Source organism: Saprospiraceae bacterium (genome assembly GCA_016716185.1).
Lineage (GTDB): Bacteria > Bacteroidota > Bacteroidia > Chitinophagales > Saprospiraceae > Vicinibacter.
The window spans coordinates 1,583,844-1,605,149 of the sequence record JADJWV010000002.1 but is presented as its reverse complement, the minus strand read 5'-3'; the positions used below and the strand labels follow the sequence as shown (position 1 = coordinate 1,605,149).

Here is a 21,306-nt window from a genome sequence, read left to right as displayed (position 1 = left end):
GACAATTTTGTCTTGGGGTTAAAGTGGTCTTATTAAATGGCAATACGTGTTTAAAAGTCCGTTCTGACTGTTTAGTGGAAATATTTTAAAAACCTTAAAATCGAAACCTCTTTAGGCAACATGGAGCCCTGAATCAAATGCTCGGTAAAAAGTTTAGCCATATACGGAGCCAGAGAAAATCCTTTGGTACCCAATCCGTTGAAAATGCCCAGTTGGCCGTCTGCAGGATGAAAACCAATGACTGGTCTCCTGTCGCGAATGGCTGGGCGAATACCTGAAAAATCATTAATGATTTCGTAATCTACATGAAGATAACTTTCAATAAATAAGCGTCGCTCACGGGCAAGTTTGGGATCTACATGAACACCATCGTCGTGCATGGAAAAATTGGACCCGCACCAATAAAAATCATCGCCCATAGGAACAATTGCAAACTCATCTTTCAAAATGAATTCCCATTTCAGCTCTTTCGAATAAAAAATAGTACAATCGCCCTTTAATGGCATAAAAGGCAATTTGTTGAAATATGGATTGTGAATTATCCTGAAACCTTCTGCAAAAACGATGGCCTTTTTAATCACGAGATCCTTGTACAAAAGTTGACCATTGCTGTGCACTAATTGACTATAATCAAATACTTCATCTATCCATTTTCCAAGCTGTCTGACACTATTACTAACAACTGTTAGTAAACTTCGCGCATCGACCCTCCAGGCATTCTTCATAATTCCGAAGTGCATTCCCTTTTTGGCCACAAACGTATCTGGAAAATCCAATGTGATTTCGGCGATATATTTTTCGTATAAGGGGTCCTGATTTCTGATCATCCAGGCATTACATTCAAGATCTGATTTCAGGTGTTGATACAAAGGAATAACCGCCAAAAGTTTAATCTGATATTTGTTTTCAAGAGACCGGTAAAACCGGATGAATTCATTTTCGAGTTCCGGAAATTTCCAACTCAGCACAAAGCGGATCCCTGTGACGGGATTTATTAAACCTGCACTTACCGCGGTAGATTTTCCGGGAAGGTCAGAATCCATCAGGTAAAAGTCCAGCTGCGATGCATCCATGTATTCTGAAAGCGTCAATCCTGCAACTCCAGCTCCAACGATCAGATAATCGGTTACCGGCATTCAAATTGGTCTTTAAATTTCAAAGATTTTACTACCAAATGAAAGGAATGATCAATCCATTCCTTGAGCAATTGATTTCCAACCCGTCCTTCAAAGTCGACGGTATTCCAATGTTTCTTATTCATGTGGTAGCCGGGTTGAACTTCGGTATAAGAATCCCGGAGCAATATGGCTTTTTCAGGCTCGCACTTGAGGTTTACTTTAAAGCGTTCATCGTTCAGCCCCGTGATTGCAAATATTTTGCCTTTCACTTTATAAACCAGTGTTTCCGGCCCAAATGGAAAGTCTTCGGTCACATGAGGCTTGTTCAGACAGTATTCCCTGAATTCTTCAATGTTCATTATTTCAATTTCCATGCAAAATTGCGATATTTACCAAATGTTTTTACTAAAGAAAACCCTGGCTATTTCGATTGTGCTTTATTTCTTTGAATGCTCCATGCCCGCATGCCAGTATCAGCAGCAAAAAATATTTCCAACAGACAGCGGATATTTCCTGATCCAAAAACTTGTGATGGCATATAAACCTGTCAATGTATTGGATTACAGCGCAGCGCGCGTGAAGATGTACAAGGAAATATACAACAGAACGGACAGCGTGGATTGTGTTTATACGAGGCACAGTCTTTACCTCGATCCCAATTATTCGGATCCGATTGGTTATTTATCAAAAAATGGAAACGACAACGGCATCAACTGCGAACATAGTTTCCCGCAAAGCAAGGGCGCAGAGAATGGAAATGCAAAATCCGATATGCATCATTTGTATCCGGCAAGAGCTGCTGTTAACGAAGCAAGAAGTAATTATCCATTTGGTGAAATTGACGACAACAAAACCAGCAAATGGTTTTACAAATCACAATCGCAGAATTTTATCCCAACAAAAGACAAAGACGAATACAGTGAATCCATCAGCGGACTGTTTGAACCACGCGAAGATCATAAAGGGAATGTTGCGCGGGCTATTTTTTACTTTTTCAATATGTATGAATTGCAGGCCGACGCAGCATTTTTTGAAAACATGAAATCAACTTTATGCTCCTGGCATTTGAAGGATCCGGTCGATTCTATTGAATATCACAGAACTTTTCTCATTGCAAAATATCAGGATCAGAAACCCAATCCATTTGTATTGGATTGCAGCCTGGCGAGAAGGTGTTACTGTCCTACCCTTCCTGAATGCCATGCGATCACGCAAACAGAAAATCAACATGCCACACCTTTTAGGGTTCATCCCAATCCCTGCAACGAACAGTTGTTCGTAGAAACGAATGTTTTCATCAGAGATCAAGAGGTACAACTTTTTGACATGCACGGAATTTTAAGACTCAAGAAACGATTCAACGCATCCGGTACATCTAAATTTGAATTAAATCTGCAAGAAATTCCGTCCGGATTTTACACTTTGACAATCTCAGCTGAAGGAAGACTTTTAAACAAAGCAAGAGTGCTGAAATATTAATTCAAGATTGGATTTTAATGAACAGTCGGTTATACTAATCGATGTTGTAAAATATCTACCTCATACCCAGCCCTTCTCTCCCGATTCGAATGTATCGGGATGGCGTGGAGAAGGGAGCGATTTCGGTTTTTGATTTATTCTATTTTAGGGATTCCCCTTCTTGGTCAGGGAGAGCCTGTCTGCCGACCAAGCAGGGGGCCTGGGGTGAGGTGAAGAGTCTAAAGCGAGCCCATCACCATGAAGATAACAATAAATTCAAATTTACATATTATAATATTTTATAAATTGTATATAGCTGTTATTCAAGCATTTTTAATATTATTGGTATGATTTTTTGCTCCCTTTTCCAAATGTGGCATAATTTATGTGCATGCCCTATCATGGCAATTAATATCAAAGAAATCAATAGAAAACATCTGTTAAAATCGGATGTCGTTTATAGGATCAATTACGGATTGTGCAGCAGGCTGGTCAATTTCAGAAACGGCGTGATTTACCTCGAAGTCATGTTTACCAACAAATGGAAGAAAGATTACAACGAAACCACGGAGGAGCTTGCCTTTTGCTGGAAGGAACGCAATGAAGAATTACAAAAAGCCATTGGTTGTAAAGTTTACATCATCGACGCCCGTCAATTTCCCTATAAAAAAGAATTATACCTCCAATCTGGTGTTGCCAGTTACGACGCTAAGAAAGGCATGCTGTTTGAGATCGATCACCTCAACTAAAGCTCAACTAAACCCAAAATAATAGAATATCAATCTACCCAATCTGCCATAAACAAATTGGTATCGTGCGTTCCTCCATTATTTCTGTTGGATGACCATACAATTTTTTTGCCGTCGGGTGAAAACATGGGGAAAGAATCAAAAGTCTTATCAAAAGTAATTTTCTCCAGACCTGTGCCATCCGTATTGATCATAAACAAATTAAATTGATAGCCCCTTTCACTGGCGTGGTTTGAAGAAAATACAATCTTTTTACCTGAAGGATGATAAAATGGCGCCCAGTTGGCTTTACCTAATTGGGTGATCTGTTTAAGATTGGTCCCATCGACATTACAGGTAAAGATTTCCATTTCGGTAGGTTCAACCAATCCTTCCGCCAACAATTTATAGTATTCCATTCGCTTTTCTGAAGTAGGCGGCCTTGAAGCTCTGAAAACCAATGAATTTCCATCGGGCGAAAAAAATGCGCCTCCGTCATACCCGGGAAGGAAGGTTACCTGCTTCTTATTTTTTCCCGTGACATCCATGGTCCATAGATTCAAATCTCCTTGTCTGAGGGCCGTATAAACAATTTTATCTCCTTTCGGAGACACGGTTGGTTCTGCATCATAACCTTCGGAATTGGTGTACTGGATTCTCAAATTACCGCGAAGATCGGCGGCATAAATGTCGTAGGATTTATAAATCGGCCAGACGTATTTTCCCCCTTGTTTGCGCGGTGGAACGTGTGGACAACCAATCGTATCCGAATGTGTCGAAGCAAATATGATTAAAGAATCTCCAGGCAAAAAGTAAGCACAAGTGGTCCGTCCATCTCTCAGTGAGATTCTTTTCGGAGGATTTTTAGAAAGATCTTCAGTGAATGGATTAAAAACAAAGATCTGATCGCAGGAAACACCCCATTTCGGATTATCGGATTGAAAAACCAACATTTGCCCATCAGAGCTCCAATAAGCTTCGGCATTGTTTCCTCCGAAGGTCAGCTGTTTAACATTTTTGAGGTGAATTTCTTCGGGATAATGGACCACTCCGGCCGCACTATCGATATTTGTGCCTGCATGGGAGACCGGTACTTCGGGTTTTTGCTCTTCTTTTGCTTTACAGCCTAAAAAGAAAATTAAGGCTCCAAACACAATTGGTGTCATTTTTGATATATACATATTTTTGAATATTAGCCCATGAATCAAGCGAAAGTACCCTCTGATATCGAAATTGCCCAGTCGGTAAAGCTGACTCCGGTCGCAAAAATAGCTGAAAAGCTGAATTTAAATGAAGATCAACTGCAGTTGTATGGCAGATACAAGGCTAAACTTCCCCTGGAGCTCATCGATGAGCAAAAACTTAAAAAGTGCAAGCTGATCCTGGTTTCAGCCATTTCTCCTACCCCTGCAGGAGAAGGCAAGACCACTACATCCATCGGATTGTCGGAAGGCCTCAATAAAATCGGTAAAAAAACGACAGTGGTTCTGAGGGAACCCTCTCTCGGACCGGTTTTCGGCATGAAGGGCGGCGCTACCGGTGGAGGATGGTCTCAGGTATTGCCCATGGAGGACATTAATCTACATTTTACCGGGGATTTTGCAGCGGTTGAAAAAGCACATAACTTGCTGGCGGCACTCATCGACAACAATCTTCAAAATAAAAAATACGGATTAGGTCTGGATCCAAGGACTATTTCCTGGAAAAGGGTTATGGACATGAACGATCGTTCGTTGCGAAAAATAACGATCGGACTTGGTGGAACCGGTAATGGAATTCCCAGAGAAACAGGATTTGATATCACAGCCGCTTCTGAAATCATGGCCATACTGTGTCTGGCTAAGGATCTCAGGGATTTAAAAACACGCATGGGAAACATTTTTGTGGGCTTCACCTGGGACAGAAGACCGATTTACGCACGCGATCTCAAAGCTGAAGGAGCCATGGCCGCTTTGTTGAAAGACGCGATCAAACCCAATCTCGTGCAGACCATTGAGGGAAATCCAGCCATTATCCATGGTGGACCTTTTGCAAATATTGCTCAAGGCACCAACACCATAGTCGCCACAAAAATGGGAATGTCATTATCTGATTATGTAGTGACTGAAGCCGGTTTTGGATTTGATCTCGGAGCAGAAAAATTCCTCGATATCAAATGCCGGACAGCAGGAATATCCCCGAATGCCGTGGTCCTTGTAGCTACAGTGAGAGCTCTGAAGTATCATGGAGGAAAGTCTTTAAAAAAATTGTCTGACCCAGATGCAGCGGCTGTTGGCAAAGGCTGTGAAAATCTGGAAAAACATCTTGAAAATGCCAAACAATTTGGATTACCCGCCATTGTTGCCATCAACCGTTTCACTGCGGATACTGACGAAGAATTGCAAACGATCAAAGCTTCGTGTGAAAAATTCGGAGTTGAAGCCGTTTATTCAGAAGTATGGGCAAAAGGTGGCGATGGAGCCTTGGAACTTGCAGAAAAAGTAGCAGCACTCGCAGATACATGGACCAGTCCGTTTATACCCTGTTACGACAACAACTGGCAACCCATTGAAAAAATTGATGCCATTGCAAGAAAAATTTATGGGGCTTCCAAAGTTGAGTATTCAGTAGAAGCAAAGGCTGATCTTAAAAAAATAGAAAGTTTAAATTTAACACAACTTCCGGTTTGCATTGCAAAAACGCAAAAATCACTTTCTGACAACCCGGATCTCATTGGAAGACCAAAACAATTCACACTAACGGTGAGACAAATTGAAATCGCGGCAGGCGCTGGATTTATCATACCGATCACCGGAGAAATGATGCGTATGCCTGGTTTACCGGACGAACCTTCCGCAGAAAAAATTGACATCGATGAGCATGGGGTGATCAGCGGGTTGTTTTAAGAGCGGCCTTTCGAAGTTTCGAAATTTCGACATCCCGATAAAATGTTCGTGATTATTCATTTTGTAAAAAAACTATATAATTTTATTGGGAAGGCTTTTCGACTTTTCGGGATTTCGACTTTTTGACTTTTTGACTTTTTGACTTTTTGACTTTTTGACTTTTTGACTTTTTGACTTTTTATTATAAGTTAAATATAAAGATCTGCGTAAATCTGCGAAATCCCCGCCTGACCGAACAAGTTTTCCATTATTTTAAAACAAAATATCAGTCGGGCAGGAGCGGGAAATAAATGGAATTGGTTTTTATGAAAATGAACTTTTCGAAGTTTCGAAATTTCCGGTTCAAGAATTAATAATTCAGTAAAAGCATTTTTCTTGAATCCACTTTTTTCCCATTGATGTAGAGTGTATACATATAGGTTCCACATTCGTATTCATGCCAGCCAAAATCATACATCACCTCATTCATTCCATGCTGTAATTCCAGAGGGATGTTTCTAATTAATTTTCCTTCTTCGTTGTGAATGCTCAAATAAGCTGATTTGATCACAGCAAGATTGTTGACCTGTATAGGGATCATGGTCAATTCATCAAATGGATTGGGTTTGTTTTGCCACAATTCAACTGCTTCGTTTTTCTCTTCGCTTCCCGAGGTATTATTTGGTATGCGAATGTTGTATTCTTGTCCGAACATACTCAACCAATTCTGATCATCGATACCCGCTGCCGCAACATAATATTGCGTAGGAATGAGGCCTGTTATTTCCACCTGAGGCTGGTCAGAAATAAAGATTGTATCAAAATAAACACTATTGATCCTGCGCAGACCGAAAACAAACTGCTTTGCATTTTGAGGATTCGTTATTTCAGCAATTAGGGTAAATGGCTTGGCTGTAAGAGACAGATTGAAAGGACTAAGCTCATTACTTGCGGCATTGGAAACAGACAATGCATTGACCAGGGTGTTGTTGCGCAAATAATTAAAATTTACAAAAAAACTATCCAATTTACCATCGCCATTTGTATCCATTCCCAGGATATCGCGAGTGCTGTGTTGCCGGTCTTCATATCCGGGCTGACTGGGATTGCCATCTCCGTTTTCATAAGATGAAGTAAATCGGATGGAAGTAAAACCTTGTTCGCGAAAAGGTATATGATCGCCTCCGCGTCCGGTTCTGTCTTCGCCATACATGACATCAATAACTGGCGCCTGAGGGTAAACTGGTGCCAGATTCCTTTCAACCAATAACCTTGTTAGTCTGGCCAGATTTTTAGGCATACTGTTAGTGATCCCTGCTGAAAAAATGCGCAATCTCAAACTATCGACGAGGGCCGGACCCGGACAGCCGGGAGGAGAAGAAGTCATCCCGCATTCTATGCCGCCTACTATATCATTGTTGAATACAGCTTTGATGACGATGTTGTTCTCTTTGCAAAAAGTCGCGAAAGCACGGGCCCCTCCCAATCCTTGTTCTTCACCTGTCGTCCAGATCAAAACCAAGGTCCTGTTTAGTTTGATTGATTTCATAACTCTTGCCATTTCCAACAGCAAAGCGCATCCACTTGCATTGTCGTCTGCACCTTCAGCAAGGCAGGCAGTATCACAAAGCACTTCACAGCGACTATCCAAATGCGCTTCAACGATGACCAATTCATTCCTTTTATCGCCTGTGCCAGGAATCACTGCAAATGCTTGTGTATGCCTTAATCTTTGGCACATCGTATAGTCAAATGAGAATTCTCCAGGAATGAGCGATGATCCGGGTTCAGAATTCCAGGCATTCAATCGACTTATTAAATAATTTCTTGCTGCGCGAATTCCTTTTTCAGGAAACACGACATCGTCATTTATCGTATTTCTGTTTTGAAAAGAAACAATGGCCTCCAGGTGCTTTTTTAAAGAATCGACTGAAATTAAATTGACCAAATTGGCTGGTAATTCTGCATTTGGAAGTATCGTTCTGTTGTCAAATGAATCGCTCCGAAAATTTCCGGTAAGCAGATTTTTCAATGATGGGTCTGAAAGGCTAAAGTTAGTTTGTGCGGCAGCACCAGAATTCAGCAATAATGCCCATACTAAAAAGATGAATTGAGCTTTCATTTGTTTTTATTTTAGTTCGAAGGTAATTTTTTAAACGCAGTCTTCACAATCATCGGAGAAAATTAACAGAAATCAAAATAGTGCCCTGATCCTTCCATATTAGGGATGCCGCGGTTCTAAATCCTCCCCCCAAGCCAATACTATCATACCACATATAAGATTATATTTGAATCGTCAAAGCAATCAATCGTACCTGGAATTCCAATTTAATGGGAACAATGAACCACGAACCTCATCTTAAACACATTAAAATCCTTAAATCAAAAGAAACGCATCAAATCGTTGATGATGTGGTTAGCGTAGAAGAACCTCTGGAAATGGTACTTAAATATTATAAACACGAGAAGCAAGTAGTAAATACCCTGAGCATTACCATGCGCACACCAGGCCAGGATGAAGAATTGGTACTGGGATATTTACACAATGAAGGCATACTTCAACACCCCATCGAAGATGTAAGTCAACTGGAATTCAGATTTGATTGCCACGGAGAATGCATCGAACAACAGACCATTGTCATCCATATTAAAAAAGGAATTTTACCCCATACCGAACACATGAGTCGGACGGGATACAGCAATTCCAGTTGCGGAATTTGCGGTAAAGCCTCTATTGATTTATTGATGAACCAGTGTGTGTATTTACTCCGGAATGAACAAGCCGTAATTCCTATTCAAACGCTTTACGCGTTGCCCGAAAAGCTCAGGCAAGTTCAAGCTTCCTTCAACCAAACGGGCGGTATCCACTGCTGTGCTTTATTTGATTCCAGCGGACATTTAGAGCTGTGGGCTGAAGATGTCGGGAGACATAATGCCATGGATAAATTGTGTGGAATGTTGCTAAAGAATAACAGAATACCCCTCGGTGATCACATCATCGTTTTAAGTGGCAGGGCCAGTTTTGAGTTGATATATAAAGCCTGTATGATTGGTTGTCCGGTCATCGCGTCCATCGGTGCACCTTCCAGCCTGGCCATCGAAACAGCAAATGCTTATGGAATGACATTGATTGGATTTCTAAAATCAGATCAAGCCAATATTTACACCCATCCTCAAAGAGTGTCTGAATTTTCGAAAATAAAGATTTAAACGCTAACTAAGACTTTTGCAACAATTCAGTTTGCTTTCCAAAATGTTCGATAAACGAATTGAAATCATTTGCCAAGTCTACATTATTCGTAGCTCTTAAATACGTTTCACATAATGACCTCAAGGTATAAAACATAAATCGATCCATTTCCCCCATTTGGAAATCTGAAGTCCATAAATCGAGTTTCATCGTATTTCTGGAATCTTCTTCGAAAATCGACAACAAAAAGGCTTTAGCTTTTATCCAGTTTTCCTGGTTTTCGTCTGCTCTCCACTCTATGGAAGCTGGTATTTGACCCTCATCCAGTCGAACTCTCATTTGTATTATTTTATAAGCATCCATACTACTCTTTTGGTACAATTAAAGTATAAGTTCTGCAATGTTGTGTGCCAAAGATACCTAAGGCACCTGGAATATTTCCCTCTATCCTGACATAAGAAGAAAATGGACCTTGCCTTGTCCGCGAAGCTTCCAGAGAATTCCAGAATTGAAAATGTTCTTTGGGGATATTGCACCATTTGACACGGATGGTATCTCCTCTGCGGAACAATCCTGTATTATCATCAAATTCTTCATCCAGGCCTCTGGCTTTAAACAATGAAAATTCAAAGGACTTGCCATCAAAAAAAACATCGTCGGTCACAGAATTCAGATCGGGTATCAGCCGCTCACCTTGACCCGCAGTATAATAGCGGTAGTAATCAGCAACTAAAGGATTATCGGAAATAATGCAATACAGCTGTGCAAAGGTATCGTTGTTATTTCTCCCGGGAGGCTTTTCAAACCAGAAACTATCAATATTGTTGTATAGCGGCATTTGAGCGATGGACCGCGTTGTATCGCCATTGAATACAATTTCCAAAGTATAAAAATCTCCAGGCTGCAACACTATTTCCCTTGCGATATCCAGATAAGCGCAAAAATCAGTCTGAACACTATCGGGATCAAAACCAAATTGCCTGATCAACTCAGACCGGAAAGGCTCCTGAAGCTGACTGAGGCAGAATTCCTGTAAGATCACTTTTTGGTTGTTGTATTCAACTGAAACCTGTGCGCCTCTTACGTAGATATTATTGATCACACCAGTATCCAGGCCTGAGGTATAAGGAATAGAGGATGTCAGGATGCAGAACGGCGGTACTGTTTCATTGCTCAATTCAAGATAAGACTCGACTGTTAACTGCTTTTCATATATATCTGTGGAGGGAAAATATTCTGTTTCACATGCCGCAAATAAAACGACACTAACGTATGTTAGGATGCGGTTAAATTTATTCATCATTTGATTTCTTTTTAGAAAGGTTCCAATAAAAATTCCAGGTCACAGACGGAATAATGGTAAAAATGGTAACTTCATATGATTTCACTGATGCATTGCCGGTAAGAATGTCTGAATTGAAATCGGTGTATGTAAAAAATGAATTTTTATTATTGTACACATTATAAATACTGAATGCCCAACTCGAATGAAATGATTTATTTTTCTTTGTTTTGTTTTCATAAACAAACGACAAATCCATTCGATGATAATCGTCCAAGCGCTGACTGTTTCTTGGTCCGTATTCTATGTTTGGCCGTCCTTCAATGATAAACAAACTCTTGATAGGGGTAAATGTCTTCCCGCTTGCATAAATAAAACTTGCTGAAACATTCCAGTTTCTCGATAAATTGTAGTTCAGCACAAGCGACAAATCATGAGGCCTGTCGTATACAGCCGGATAGATCCTTCCATTTTCGATGGCATCAAACCACCGTTCAGTTTTCGAAAAAGTATAACCGATCCATCCTGTAAAACTGCCTTTGTTCTCTTTTAAGAAAAGTTCTAATCCATAGGCCCTTCCCTTGCCGGATATGAATTCATTTTCGACATCGGAGCTGAAATTTTCAACATAACTTTCCCGGTAATCCAGTTGATTGTTCATTCTCCGGTAATACAGTTCTACCGATGTTTCGAAAGAATTGTCGTCGAAATTTTTAAAGTACCCTATGGCAACCTGAGCTCCTTGTTGTGGTTTGATCAATTCCGTGCTAGGCACCCAGACATCAGCCGGCAAGGTGCTGCCAGAGTTGCTGACCAGATGTATATATTGGTTGGAAAGCGTAAATCCGGTTTTTATGGAACTGCTTTGATTCAGTATCCAGTTGGCTATGATCCTGGGTTCCGGATTGAAATAGGTTTTCACCAATTCATTGCTATTAAATTCTTTTTGTTGAATTATTGAATTGTATGGACCCACATGCAAGAATGAAGATAATCTGAGTCCTAAATTAAACTTCAGATGGCTGTGGATGCTCCATTCATCCTGAACATAAAGCTCAATTTCGTGTCCGTATTTTGGTTCAAATTCAGTTTCAAAGTTTACATCGCCACTGGTTGCTGTAACAACATTCGGACTCAGTTTATGGTAAGTATACCTGGATCCAAATTTCCATTGATGCTGTGGATTTGGATAATAATCTGCGTCCGTCTTTAACGTAAAATTGCGAACACCCGATTTAATATCAAATTGGAAACTCTCCTGTCCGCCGTACAAATTAAAATCGTAATTGTTTGTGATCAAAGAGACATTGGAAAAGAATTGGTCAGACCATAAATGATTCCATCGTATGGTTCCCGTAGAATTTCCATAAGGGAGAGAGATCCCGAAATCGCGCTCCACATTTCTGAATTTAAAAACATCTCTTCCAAAGTAACCGCTGAGATATACCCGATCGCGATCTCCCAATTTATAATTGACTTTTGCATTCAGATCGTAGAAATAATAATTAGTGCCTTCGAATTTTGTCTTATTGATAAACGGTTGAGCGAGATCCAGTGCGTAGGTTCTTCTTCCAGACACGATAAAACTACTTTTACCGGAAGCAAGAGGTCCCTGGACCGTGAGTCTGCTGGCAATCAACCCTATCCCTCCTTCAGCTACAAAATCTTCTGAATTGCCTTCTTTCATCTGTACATCAATTACCGATGAAATTCTACCTCCATATTGTGCAGGAATGGTTCCTTTGATGAGGGTTGTATTTTTTATCGCATCTGAATTAAATACGCTGAAAAATCCAAAAAGGTGACCCGTGTTGTAAACGATGGCTTCGTCCAGCAAAACGAGATTTTGATCCGGTCCGCCACCTCTCACATAAATTCCTGCAGTGCCTTCAGATGCAGATGATATTCCAGGCAACAATTGCAATGATTTCAAAAGATCAACTTCTCCGAACAAAGCCGGCAACTTTTTGACAGTTTCCATGTCGAGATCGATCGTACCCATTTCGGTGTTCTCCACATTTTTCCGCGGATCTTCAGCCGACACAACAACTTCCTTCATCTGAATTCCTGGGGACATTAAAATGTCTTGATGGATGTTGCTGTCGAGTTCAATTTTTAATGGAAAAGGCAGATAACCCAAATAAGAGAAAACCAATGTATGAGTGCCTTTGGGCAATGTAAGCGAATAAAATCCGTACAAATTACTTACTGTACCGATATGAGGCTGATCGGCTAAAAATATGTTTACTCCAATCATGGTTTCTCCGGATTCCTGCTCTTTTACATAACCACTCAGCGTATGAAATTGCTGTGCAGATGCATCCCAACAGAAAAAGAAAACCAAGCTTGCTATTTTGAGGGCGTTCATGGGTACCGAATTTGTAAAAAAAGGAAAACAAATTACAATGGAATCGGTTTTAATAAACAGGACTTATTTTTAAGCAACCGGAGGACACCAAAAGATCCATATAAATGTGCTGCTCCACAACTAAAAAAGCAGCTTTTGGTTTGCATTTCATTAAGAATTTTTTGAACCATGATGGCGTTGCGGTCGTACAACATAGACTTTCGATGGCTGCCTAACATTCGTTTGCTTTCCTGATACAGGTATTTTATATCCTGTTGATTATAATGCTTCACCATTTGTTTCAACCGGGTACGGGCTTTTACAGGATTCGCAATCAACTTTTTTAACATTTTGATTTGTTGTGGCACCGGGTATGAATGCATGGCATCAAAATGTTGTTCGATCGATTCTAAACCTGTTTTTTCAAGACCCAAATCATCAGCAAGCTCCCAAAGCGACTGATCGAAGCTTTTTGCATTTTGAATCTCAATCATTTGCAATGTCAGCAAATGAATCAATAAAATGGGATGATAGGACTGATAGTCCTGAATATGAATATTAAAATACTGCAAAGCACGTTTTTCGAGTTTTACTCTTTGGTTTTCCCTAAGAAGTTGAAACCAGCTTGGCAGATCATTCATTCTGAATAATTCTGCCATTGGAATACCCTGCAATTGGTCAAGATTTACCTCAGCTGCAAATGTGTGGCATTCTGATAAAATTTTTTTAAAAAGCATGAAATGCCTTTCAAAAAAAACACTATTCATGTGAATCGTTCCTAATAAATAGGATGGTTTACTTTCCGGTTGTTGGATGGACCACAATAATCCATTACTCAATGCCATTCCTTGACGAGCGTCTGAATAATCAGGAATCTATATCTTCCAGGCGGATTGGCAATTTATTGGAAGACTTGACAATGGACAAGGTCATCAAAGTCTTCAAGCGCTCAACTTCTTTGATCTGGGATAATTTTCTGAACAATAAATTCTCATAAGCCTGAATATCCTTGCAAACGACCCTCATTAAAATGTCGGCATCGCCCGTGATCACATAACAATCTGTGATTTCATCGATCTCTTTAATTTTTGCAACAAAGCTATCCATTGCTCCGGGAATATGCCAGGCCAGATTGATTAGCACAAAAGTGCTTATTGATAAATTGACCTTGTTGGGGTTTATTTTAGCATGATAGCTCTCGATGATCTCCAATTGTTCGAGCTTTTTCACTCTTTCTAATGTTGGAGCAGGAGACAAACCAATTTTCCTGCTCAATTCAAGATTGGTTATTTTGCTATTCTCTTGTAAAAAATTGAGAATGCGAATGTCTACTTTGTCCAGTTTATCAGCCATAAATAAAATAATAATTTGTAATTAGCAGTAAATAACGGCAAAATTAGAATATTATTTTGAAAAATGCCATATTAACTAAAAAAGGCCCGCGACTGGTTGTTTAATTGAACTCTCCTGGGGATTAGGCACGGAGGCTTGGAGGCACGGAGGCCTGGAGGCTTGGAGGCTTGGAGGCTTGTAGGCATGTAGGCATGTAGGCATATAGGCATGTAGGCATGTAGGCATGTAGGCATGTAGGCACGGAGGCCTGGAGGCATGTAGGCATGTAGGCACGGAGGCCTGGAGGCTTGTAGGCATGTAGGCATGTAGGCATATAGGCATATAGGCATATAGGCATATAGGCATATAGGCATGGAGGCATGGAGGCATGGAGGCATGAAGGCTTGTAGGCTTGTAGGCTTGTAGGCTTGTAGGCTTGTAGGCCTGGAGGCATGCAGGCATGTAGGCCTGGAGGATACTGGAACAAATACTGGCTATGGAAATATACCCAGACTTGCGTAGTCGTTGGAGATTTTTTCCAGTGCCGCGACAAAAGCCGCACTTCTCAATCCGTCGATATTGGAATTTTGCTTGTAGGTCTCCCAAATTTGCTGAAAAGAGGTCACCATCGTTTCTTCAAGTCCCGAACGCACCAAATCGATTTCGTCTGCTCCACGTGTAAGGAATTGCCTTTCTTTTTCACCTATCGTTTTGGATGTAAGTTTTTCGATGAGGCCCACAAAGTTTGAATAAGTGTTTGAATCAAATCGTTTTTCCATCCGGCCAAAGCGCATGTGGGAAAGGTTCTTCAGCCATTCAAAATAAGAAACGGTTACACCCCCTGCGTTGAGATACATATCCGGAACAATGAATATTCCTTTTTTTAGTAGAATTTCTTCTGCTACTGAAGTGACCGGACCATTAGCCGCTTCACCTATTATTTTTGCTTTAATGTTGTTTGCATTTTCGAAGGTAATTTGATTTTCCAATGCTGCCGGAATAAGGATATCACATTCCAGCTCGAGGGCTTCTTCCCTGCTATTCAGCGTTTTTGATCCCGGAAAACCAACAATACTTCCGTTGTTTTCATCTCTGAATTTTAATAATTCAGAAAAATTGATGCCATTTTCATTGTAAATAGCGCCTTCGTATTCGCTTACTGCGATGATTTTAACATCCCCCTCTTCCTGCATGATAGACCCGGTATATGAGCCTACATTTCCCAGACCCTGGATCACTACTTTTTTACCCGCAAGCCCTTTGGTGAGACCAATTTTATGCATAGCATCTTCTGTATCGCACATCTCGCGCAATCCATAATAGACACCTCTTCCTGTAGCTTCTGTTCTACCACGGATCCCATTCTGGTTGATCGGTTTGCCCGTTACGCAGCCGGCAGCATCTATATCTCCACCTCTGAACGTTAAAAATGTGTCGTAGATCCAAGCCATTTCACGAGAGCCCGTTCCGTAATCTGGAGCTGGAACATCAAGGCCCGGGCCAATAAAATTTTTACGGATAAGCTCAGTGGTATACCTCCTCGTGATTTTTTCGAGTTGATCTTCTGTATATAATTTCGGATTGATTTTAACTCCACCTTTAGCACCCCCAAAAGGAACATCGACAATTGCACATTTGTAGGTCATTAGCGCTGCAAGTGCTTCCACTTCTTGTTTATCGACGTGTTCGTTGTATCGGATACCTCCTTTGGTCGGAAGCCTGTGATGGCTGTGCTGAGCCCGGAAAGCATTGATTACTTCAATATTGTCTCCAATGCGAACCGGAAATTTCATTTCGTAAACGGCATTGCAGACCTTTATTTGCTCGAGGATGCCTTTGGGTATTTTTGTAAAGGATGCCGCTTTATCAAAATTCTGGTTGACACTGGCTAAAAAGGATTGAACTTTATTATTGCTCATGGTCTGTTTTATTTTCTAAATTTTTTAAACGTTTTTCAAGAAAGAGTAAAAAAACAACGATACCGAGGAAAATAACCGTCAAAACAGCATATACGACATGAATTTTACCGGTTTGCCTCATAAAATCGGCAGAACCTAAGATAAAAAATCCAGGTGCATTGGTGTTTAGGAAATTGCGGATCTGATGGAAGATATTAACCATTTTAGGAAAATACTGGGCGAAATTGGGGTATAATTTTCAAACGGAGAAGTATTTCAGTAATTATTCTCTTTTTCAGAAATAATTGCATGGATCCGGTCTATTCTGTACAACAAACTTGCCAACCACAAACCCAACAACATAAATGCCAAAACAGACGGATAAAATATAAGCCTCAGGGCATTGTCCATATCATCGGTCCCAAAAGCTGGATTCCCCCCATTACCCGGATGGAGACTGTCCGTCAGTCTGGGCAAAACAAAGATCATAGGAATGACAGCGATCAGTGCAAATATGTTGTAGGCAGCAGCAATTCTACGCTTCCTGTCCATGTCTTCGAGAGAAGCGCGCAGGACCAGATAAGCGATATAAATCAACATACTCAATGCTGCCATATTTAACTTAATATCGGTGATCCACCAGGTTTCCCAGGTATATCTGGCCCAAATGGAACCTGTGATGCATCCGAGCAATCCAAAAAGCAGTGCCGTTCTCATCAGAGCAAATGCTTTGAGGTCGTGATCCGGATTGGGGTCTTTTAAATATTTGAAACTGAAATAAACAGACATGCCCAGAAGCAGGAACATAGCAAACCACAGCGATACATGAAAAAACGTATTTCGTATCGTTTCTACAAGTATGTTTCTGTATGGAAAATGGAACTTGTTTTTAAAATGAAATTCCGGTTTTTCCTTCGAGGTCCACGAAGCCAGGCCGCTTTCCAGGTTGATGCTATCCTGTTGGATGATCACTTTCGATGGAATCACTGCAGCTCCATCGACGGGATTGTCTACGAGTACGCTGAATAAACTGACGCCGACGATATCGGGATTAAAATTTGGAAGTTTGAAAAAAGCGCGAAGTTTCGCGTGATCTATTGCTTCAACCTTGTTTGCTGCGAGCATTAATATAGAAGATCCATGTATTTCACCGGGTACAGGTCGCAGATATACTTGTAGGGAATCTTTACATAGATCGTAATTGCTGTTATAAGCATAAATATCAAAACTGATGTCTTCACCAGCAAGAAACCGGGAAGGCTGCACATCGACCAAGCCGTGTTTCAAGGGGGTAAGCAGTCCCCGGTGGAGTACCACGAGAAAAAGGAGTGCAGCCAATATTTTCCACCACAAATGCCTGGGGGTCATCATCTAATTTTTCCAGGTCAAAGGTAAGAGGAATAGCACGAATGCAAACGCAAACAAATCAATAGCAATAACCGGATATAATTTAGAAAGGACCATTTGCAATTCTTGTCCTGATAAAATCCCGGCTGAACATGCAAAAGCTGTACCCATCAAAGGGAAGCATAGAGGAAGGGTGATCACCACCATAAGCATTTGCCTGGACTGTCCATGGCTTGCAATAAATGAGGTAAAACAAGTAAGGCAGGCAAATCCAAAACTTACCAAGACCAACAACGGCAACCATTTCCAATCAGCCCCCCCGGGTATTGGCAATAGAATATTGTAAACGAAGAGCAGAACCATGCCTAAAGCAAACAGCAAAAAGCCCAGGTATACCATTTTAGCCAGGAACAGCTGCATGGGTTGATAGAGCTGATGGTTGTAAATTCTGTATTTCAGATTGTCTTCTTCGTAAACCCTCGCGGCGGAGAAAAAACAAAGAAATAAAAAAACCAGCCAGTAAAGCAAATTCCAAACTTTGGGATCTGTGCGCCCGGAGAAAAAGTAAACCAGAAAACTGACTCCAGCCAGAAAACTCATCAAGCCCCCAATCTGATAAGGATTTCTCCATTCCGCCAGGGCTTCTTTTTTGATTAATTGCAACATGATTTCCAAACAAAATTAAACTGAATATCAGTAGTTTATATAATGATTTTTTTTAAATTATAAAATAATGTTATACAATGTTTTATAAATTATAAATATTCGTAATATATTTGAAGCCAAAATATTTTAGTATGCGGATCTTCCTCATATATATGCTTCTTTGTCTCCTTCCGGGAATGGCATCATCAAATCCTGTTCCGAAGTCAAAATCTGTATACGTCACCGTAAAAGCTGCAGATGGCGATGGCGTCTATTCGCTGTTGAGAAAATACAGATTATTGGATGACCCTTCCAATCTAAAACTTTTTTACAGTTTTAACAAGTTAAAGCCCAATGTTGAACTTATTAAAGGTAAAACTTACAAATTACCCCTTACCATTCATAATTACGATGGTAAAAGCATCAAAAGCAGTATGGGATGGAAAGATGCCATTTTGGTTAAAGGACTGGAGAATTACAATCAGTTTCTAAGCGAACAAAAATTAAAATCGGGATTTGATCAAAAAGCGAAAAAAATTTATGTTCCTGAAAAAAAACAGATGCTTCAGGGCTGGAGTAAAATAGAGCAGACCGTTGTTCATCAAAAAAATCCGAGTGAAAAGAAATCAACAAATTTGGAAAATGCTCCAGGTAAAGGCAAAATCAAAGAAACCGTTGCAACAAAACAAATCGATCGCAAACAACAATTTTTAATTGCCGGCATGGGAAAAACCTCGATAGAATCAAAACTGGTTGCAGATCGTAAACTCAGTTTAAGTGAAATCAGGGAACTTGAAGTCCGCTTAACTGCAAATTCAAAATCTTTGGTTGGAAGTGCCGTCAGGGCATCGTCGAATACTTTGAAGGTCCCGTTGTTTGGAAAGAAATATGAATCTGTCGAAATTAAAAATGAGTCTTTAAGCAATCAGGTGTTTTATATTGTACCCGGCCATGGAGGGCCTGATCCGGGCGCTATTGCTAAAAATGTCGATGGCGCTTATACCATTTGCGAAGATGAATATGCCTATGATGTCAGTTTGCGTTTAGCTAAAAATCTGATGGAACAAGGGGCAATCGTTTACATCATCGTCGAAGACGAAAATGACGGAATCAGAGATGAAATGTACCTCGAATGCGATCAGGATGAAACCAACATTGGCGGACTTAAAATTCCTGTTAATCAGAAAAAACGATTAAAACAGGGAATCACGAAAGTGAATAAGCTTTATAAGAAATACAAAAAGAAAGGTTATACAAAACAATGGATGTTATCCCTGCATATTGATGCCCAAAGTGAAGTCAACAGGCAGGATGTCTTCTTTTATTATCAATCGGAAAGTCAGACCAGTAAGAACAAAGCCATAGACATCCAAAAAGTTTTTGAAGATAAATACCAGGTCTACCGAAAGAACCGGGAATACGATGGCACGGTGAGTGCCCGCCCTCTCTATGTCGTCCGCAACTCGGATCCGGAACCTGTTTTTATTGAATTGGCCAACATTCACAATCCGGAAGACCGAAAGCGCATTCTGTTTCCAAAAAACAGGCAACTGCTAGCCGATTGGATCACTGAGGGATTTATGAACTAACTTCGATCGTAAAGCAGCGCGCAGCCCCGTTGTTCGGCAACTTCAGCTCTGCCTAAAATTTGCAACGATCCATCATCTGAAATGCAAGCCATATCAGATGTTTGCAAGAATGCACATGTATGTATATTGCTTAAATCGATGATCCGCAGTAATCCTCTGCTCCCCTTCTCTAACAGCACTCCGGGAATAGTGGGATGTGTGATCGAAAATTTTAAAAACGGGGGGGCTTTCAACCGCTCGGGTTCAAGACCGTAAGCCTGAGCTGTAAGTTCGGTCATACCATATTCAGCAGCCAGCGAGATGCCTGTCATTTTGTTTTTTATTTTTTCTATAAACTCCAGATTGGATATTTCTCGACGCCAACCTTTCATCCCACCTGTTTCAATAACAGTCAATCCTTTATAAGATCCCGGGTAAGCTTCAGCAAAATCGAGGAGTGCAAACCGAACACCGAAAAGCAAGGGTTTTTTTCCATTGAAATTCGAATTTAAAATTTCCCGAAGTTGATGGAATTCACGAATAAAAAACTGTTTTTCATATGACTGGTCTGATGCATCAACGAAAGACTTAACCATGTTGACCAATGAAGCATGTTTGCGCTCCAGATAACCCGGCAACAAAGCAAAAAAAACATAGCTTTCTATTGGACCAAAATGATATTCAAAACAATGTTTACAAACTCTGTGATACCAGGTTAGCGATTTTACATAGTGCCTGGAAGGCACTTGCCGGGAGGTCCCGCTGGATTCAAAAAATGTTTCTTCCACCCAGGAGCCTGTTTTGATATCCCGGTATTTAAAAACTTCCACTGGCAAACATGGAATTTGACTGGAATGATCTACATCCTGAACTTTTACTGAAAGTCTTTCCAAGTATTCGGAATAAACAGGGTTGTGGTGTGCCTGAAACCTGAATAAATTCAATGCAATCTCCTCGAAAGAATTTTCGTTTACTTTAAATATTGTATCTTCGAAACTCACAGACATGGCATGTATAATTCCTGTTTAAATTCAAGCCCTAGGATGAAGTTTTGGCCTTATATTTTCACGGTGCTGCTTACCCTAACATTCAGTTGCAGCCAGGAAAATCAAGGCGATGAAACGCCAAAGATAGAAATCATCGGCTTGAGTAAACATGCTATGAAACAGGGAGACTTAAATCAGGACTCCGTATGGCTGCAATTTCGCTTTGAAGATGGCGATGGTGATTTTGGATATGGGGTTAACGATTCCAGATCGGAAATCAAAGTATTCGACAATCGCACAAATCTTCTGTACGATCAGTTCAAGATCCCTGAACTTCCCCCCTCTAATGGTGCCGTACAAAAAGGAACGATACAGATCTTACTATTCACCAGTTGCTGTTTATTCCCCAATGGCATACCGCCCTGTAGCTCCCCACCCCAATTTCCGGAGGATAGCCTTCGATTAAAAATTCACATTCTCGATCGTGCCGGTAACATGAGCAATGAAGTAGTTACAGATAAAATAACCCTGTTTTGTATCTGA

20 protein-coding genes are annotated in these 21,306 nt (G+C 40.6%); 6 read left to right on the top strand and 14 right to left on the bottom strand.

Going from position 1 to position 21,306, the window contains the following annotated elements; all coding sequences use genetic code 11:
• Window positions 1-71 precede the first annotated feature (71 nt).
• Together IPM34_08120 and IPM34_08115 are read right to left on the bottom strand one after the other, a co-directional pair.
• Window positions 72-1,136: an FAD-binding oxidoreductase gene (locus IPM34_08120; protein MBK8955506.1), complete on the bottom strand. Its 1,065-nt coding sequence runs from the start codon at window positions 1,134-1,136 to the stop codon at window positions 72-74.
• Window positions 1,127-1,477, bottom strand: a complete 351-nt coding sequence (locus IPM34_08115) for an MmcQ/YjbR family DNA-binding protein (protein ID MBK8955505.1) — start codon at window positions 1,475-1,477, stop codon at window positions 1,127-1,129. The genes IPM34_08120 and IPM34_08115 overlap by 10 nt, the downstream gene beginning before the upstream one ends.
• 13 nt (window positions 1,478-1,490) lie before the next feature.
• Between IPM34_08115 and IPM34_08110 the strand changes: the two genes are divergently transcribed.
• Both IPM34_08110 and IPM34_08105 read left to right on the top strand, forming a co-directional pair.
• On the top strand, window positions 1,491-2,597 hold the full coding sequence (locus IPM34_08110; GenBank protein ID MBK8955504.1) for an endonuclease: 1,107 nt from the start codon (window positions 1,491-1,493) through the stop codon (window positions 2,595-2,597).
• A gap of 380 nt (window positions 2,598-2,977) precedes the next feature.
• Window positions 2,978-3,325 carry a hypothetical protein gene (locus IPM34_08105; GenBank protein MBK8955503.1) on the top strand — a complete coding sequence of 116 codons (348 nt, stop codon included), beginning with the start codon at window positions 2,978-2,980 and terminating at the stop codon, window positions 3,323-3,325.
• A 29-nt stretch (window positions 3,326-3,354) separates the two neighbouring features.
• On the opposite strand, the gene IPM34_08100 is transcribed toward IPM34_08105, so the two are convergent.
• On the bottom strand, window positions 3,355-4,470 hold the full coding sequence (locus IPM34_08100) for a PD40 domain-containing protein (protein ID MBK8955502.1): 1,116 nt from the start codon (window positions 4,468-4,470) through the stop codon (window positions 3,355-3,357).
• A 33-nt stretch (window positions 4,471-4,503) separates the two neighbouring features.
• On the opposite strand from IPM34_08100, the gene IPM34_08095 reads away from it, so the two are divergent.
• A complete protein-coding gene (locus IPM34_08095; protein ID MBK8955501.1) occupies window positions 4,504-6,189 on the top strand; it encodes a formate--tetrahydrofolate ligase in 1,686 nt (561 codons plus the stop codon).
• Window positions 6,190-6,538: 349 nt separating this feature from the next.
• On the opposite strand, the gene IPM34_08090 is transcribed toward IPM34_08095, so the two are convergent.
• On the bottom strand, window positions 6,539-8,290 hold the full coding sequence (locus tag IPM34_08090) for a M28 family peptidase (GenBank protein MBK8955500.1): 1,752 nt from the start codon (window positions 8,288-8,290) through the stop codon (window positions 6,539-6,541).
• A 218-nt stretch (window positions 8,291-8,508) separates the two neighbouring features.
• Between IPM34_08090 and fdhD the strand changes: the two genes are divergently transcribed.
• Complete coding sequence (gene fdhD, locus IPM34_08085; protein MBK8955499.1) at window positions 8,509-9,378, top strand: formate dehydrogenase accessory sulfurtransferase FdhD; 870 nt, start codon at window positions 8,509-8,511, stop codon at window positions 9,376-9,378.
• A gap of 7 nt (window positions 9,379-9,385) precedes the next feature.
• On the opposite strand, the gene IPM34_08080 is transcribed toward fdhD, so the two are convergent.
• The 9 genes from IPM34_08080 to IPM34_08040 form a co-directional block, all read right to left on the bottom strand.
• Complete coding sequence (locus IPM34_08080; protein MBK8955498.1) at window positions 9,386-9,697, bottom strand: gliding motility protein GldC; 312 nt, start codon at window positions 9,695-9,697, stop codon at window positions 9,386-9,388.
• A 25-nt stretch (window positions 9,698-9,722) separates the two neighbouring features.
• Window positions 9,723-10,661 (bottom strand): DUF4249 family protein, encoded by a 939-nt coding sequence (locus IPM34_08075; GenBank protein MBK8955497.1) that lies wholly within the window; start codon window positions 10,659-10,661, stop codon window positions 9,723-9,725.
• Window positions 10,651-13,008, bottom strand: a complete 2,358-nt coding sequence (locus IPM34_08070; protein ID MBK8955496.1) for a TonB-dependent receptor — start codon at window positions 13,006-13,008, stop codon at window positions 10,651-10,653. Before IPM34_08070 ends, IPM34_08075 begins: the two co-directional genes overlap by 11 nt.
• 32 nt (window positions 13,009-13,040) lie before the next feature.
• Window positions 13,041-13,832, bottom strand: a complete 792-nt coding sequence (locus IPM34_08065; GenBank protein MBK8955495.1) for a TraB/GumN family protein — start codon at window positions 13,830-13,832, stop codon at window positions 13,041-13,043.
• A 22-nt stretch (window positions 13,833-13,854) separates the two neighbouring features.
• Window positions 13,855-14,340, bottom strand: a complete 486-nt coding sequence (locus IPM34_08060; GenBank protein ID MBK8955494.1) for an Lrp/AsnC family transcriptional regulator — start codon at window positions 14,338-14,340, stop codon at window positions 13,855-13,857.
• 473 nt (window positions 14,341-14,813) lie between these two features.
• Window positions 14,814-16,238, bottom strand: a complete 1,425-nt coding sequence (locus IPM34_08055) for a Glu/Leu/Phe/Val dehydrogenase (protein MBK8955493.1) — start codon at window positions 16,236-16,238, stop codon at window positions 14,814-14,816.
• A complete protein-coding gene (locus IPM34_08050) occupies window positions 16,228-16,440 on the bottom strand; it encodes a CcmD family protein (protein ID MBK8955492.1) in 213 nt (70 codons plus the stop codon). Before IPM34_08050 ends, IPM34_08055 begins: the two co-directional genes overlap by 11 nt.
• A gap of 53 nt (window positions 16,441-16,493) precedes the next feature.
• Window positions 16,494-17,588: a cytochrome c biogenesis protein CcsA gene (ccsA, locus tag IPM34_08045; protein ID MBK8955491.1), complete on the bottom strand. Its 1,095-nt coding sequence runs from the start codon at window positions 17,586-17,588 to the stop codon at window positions 16,494-16,496.
• Complete coding sequence (locus IPM34_08040) at window positions 17,589-18,230, bottom strand: ABC transporter permease (protein ID MBK8955490.1); 642 nt, start codon at window positions 18,228-18,230, stop codon at window positions 17,589-17,591. It lies immediately after the preceding gene.
• Between the two features lie 131 nt (window positions 18,231-18,361).
• On the opposite strand from IPM34_08040, the gene IPM34_08035 reads away from it, so the two are divergent.
• Entirely contained in the window at window positions 18,362-19,798 is a 1,437-nt protein-coding gene (locus IPM34_08035) for an N-acetylmuramoyl-L-alanine amidase (protein MBK8955489.1), read from the top strand.
• Here the strand turns inward: IPM34_08035 and IPM34_08030 are convergent.
• Window positions 19,795-20,784, bottom strand: coding sequence for an acyl transferase (locus IPM34_08030; protein MBK8955488.1), 990 nt, complete (start codon window positions 20,782-20,784; stop codon window positions 19,795-19,797). The two genes, IPM34_08035 and IPM34_08030, sit on opposite strands and share 4 nt — an antisense overlap.
• Before the next feature lie 36 nt (window positions 20,785-20,820).
• Between IPM34_08030 and IPM34_08025 the strand changes: the two genes are divergently transcribed.
• A complete protein-coding gene (locus IPM34_08025; protein MBK8955487.1) occupies window positions 20,821-21,306 on the top strand; it encodes a hypothetical protein in 486 nt (161 codons plus the stop codon).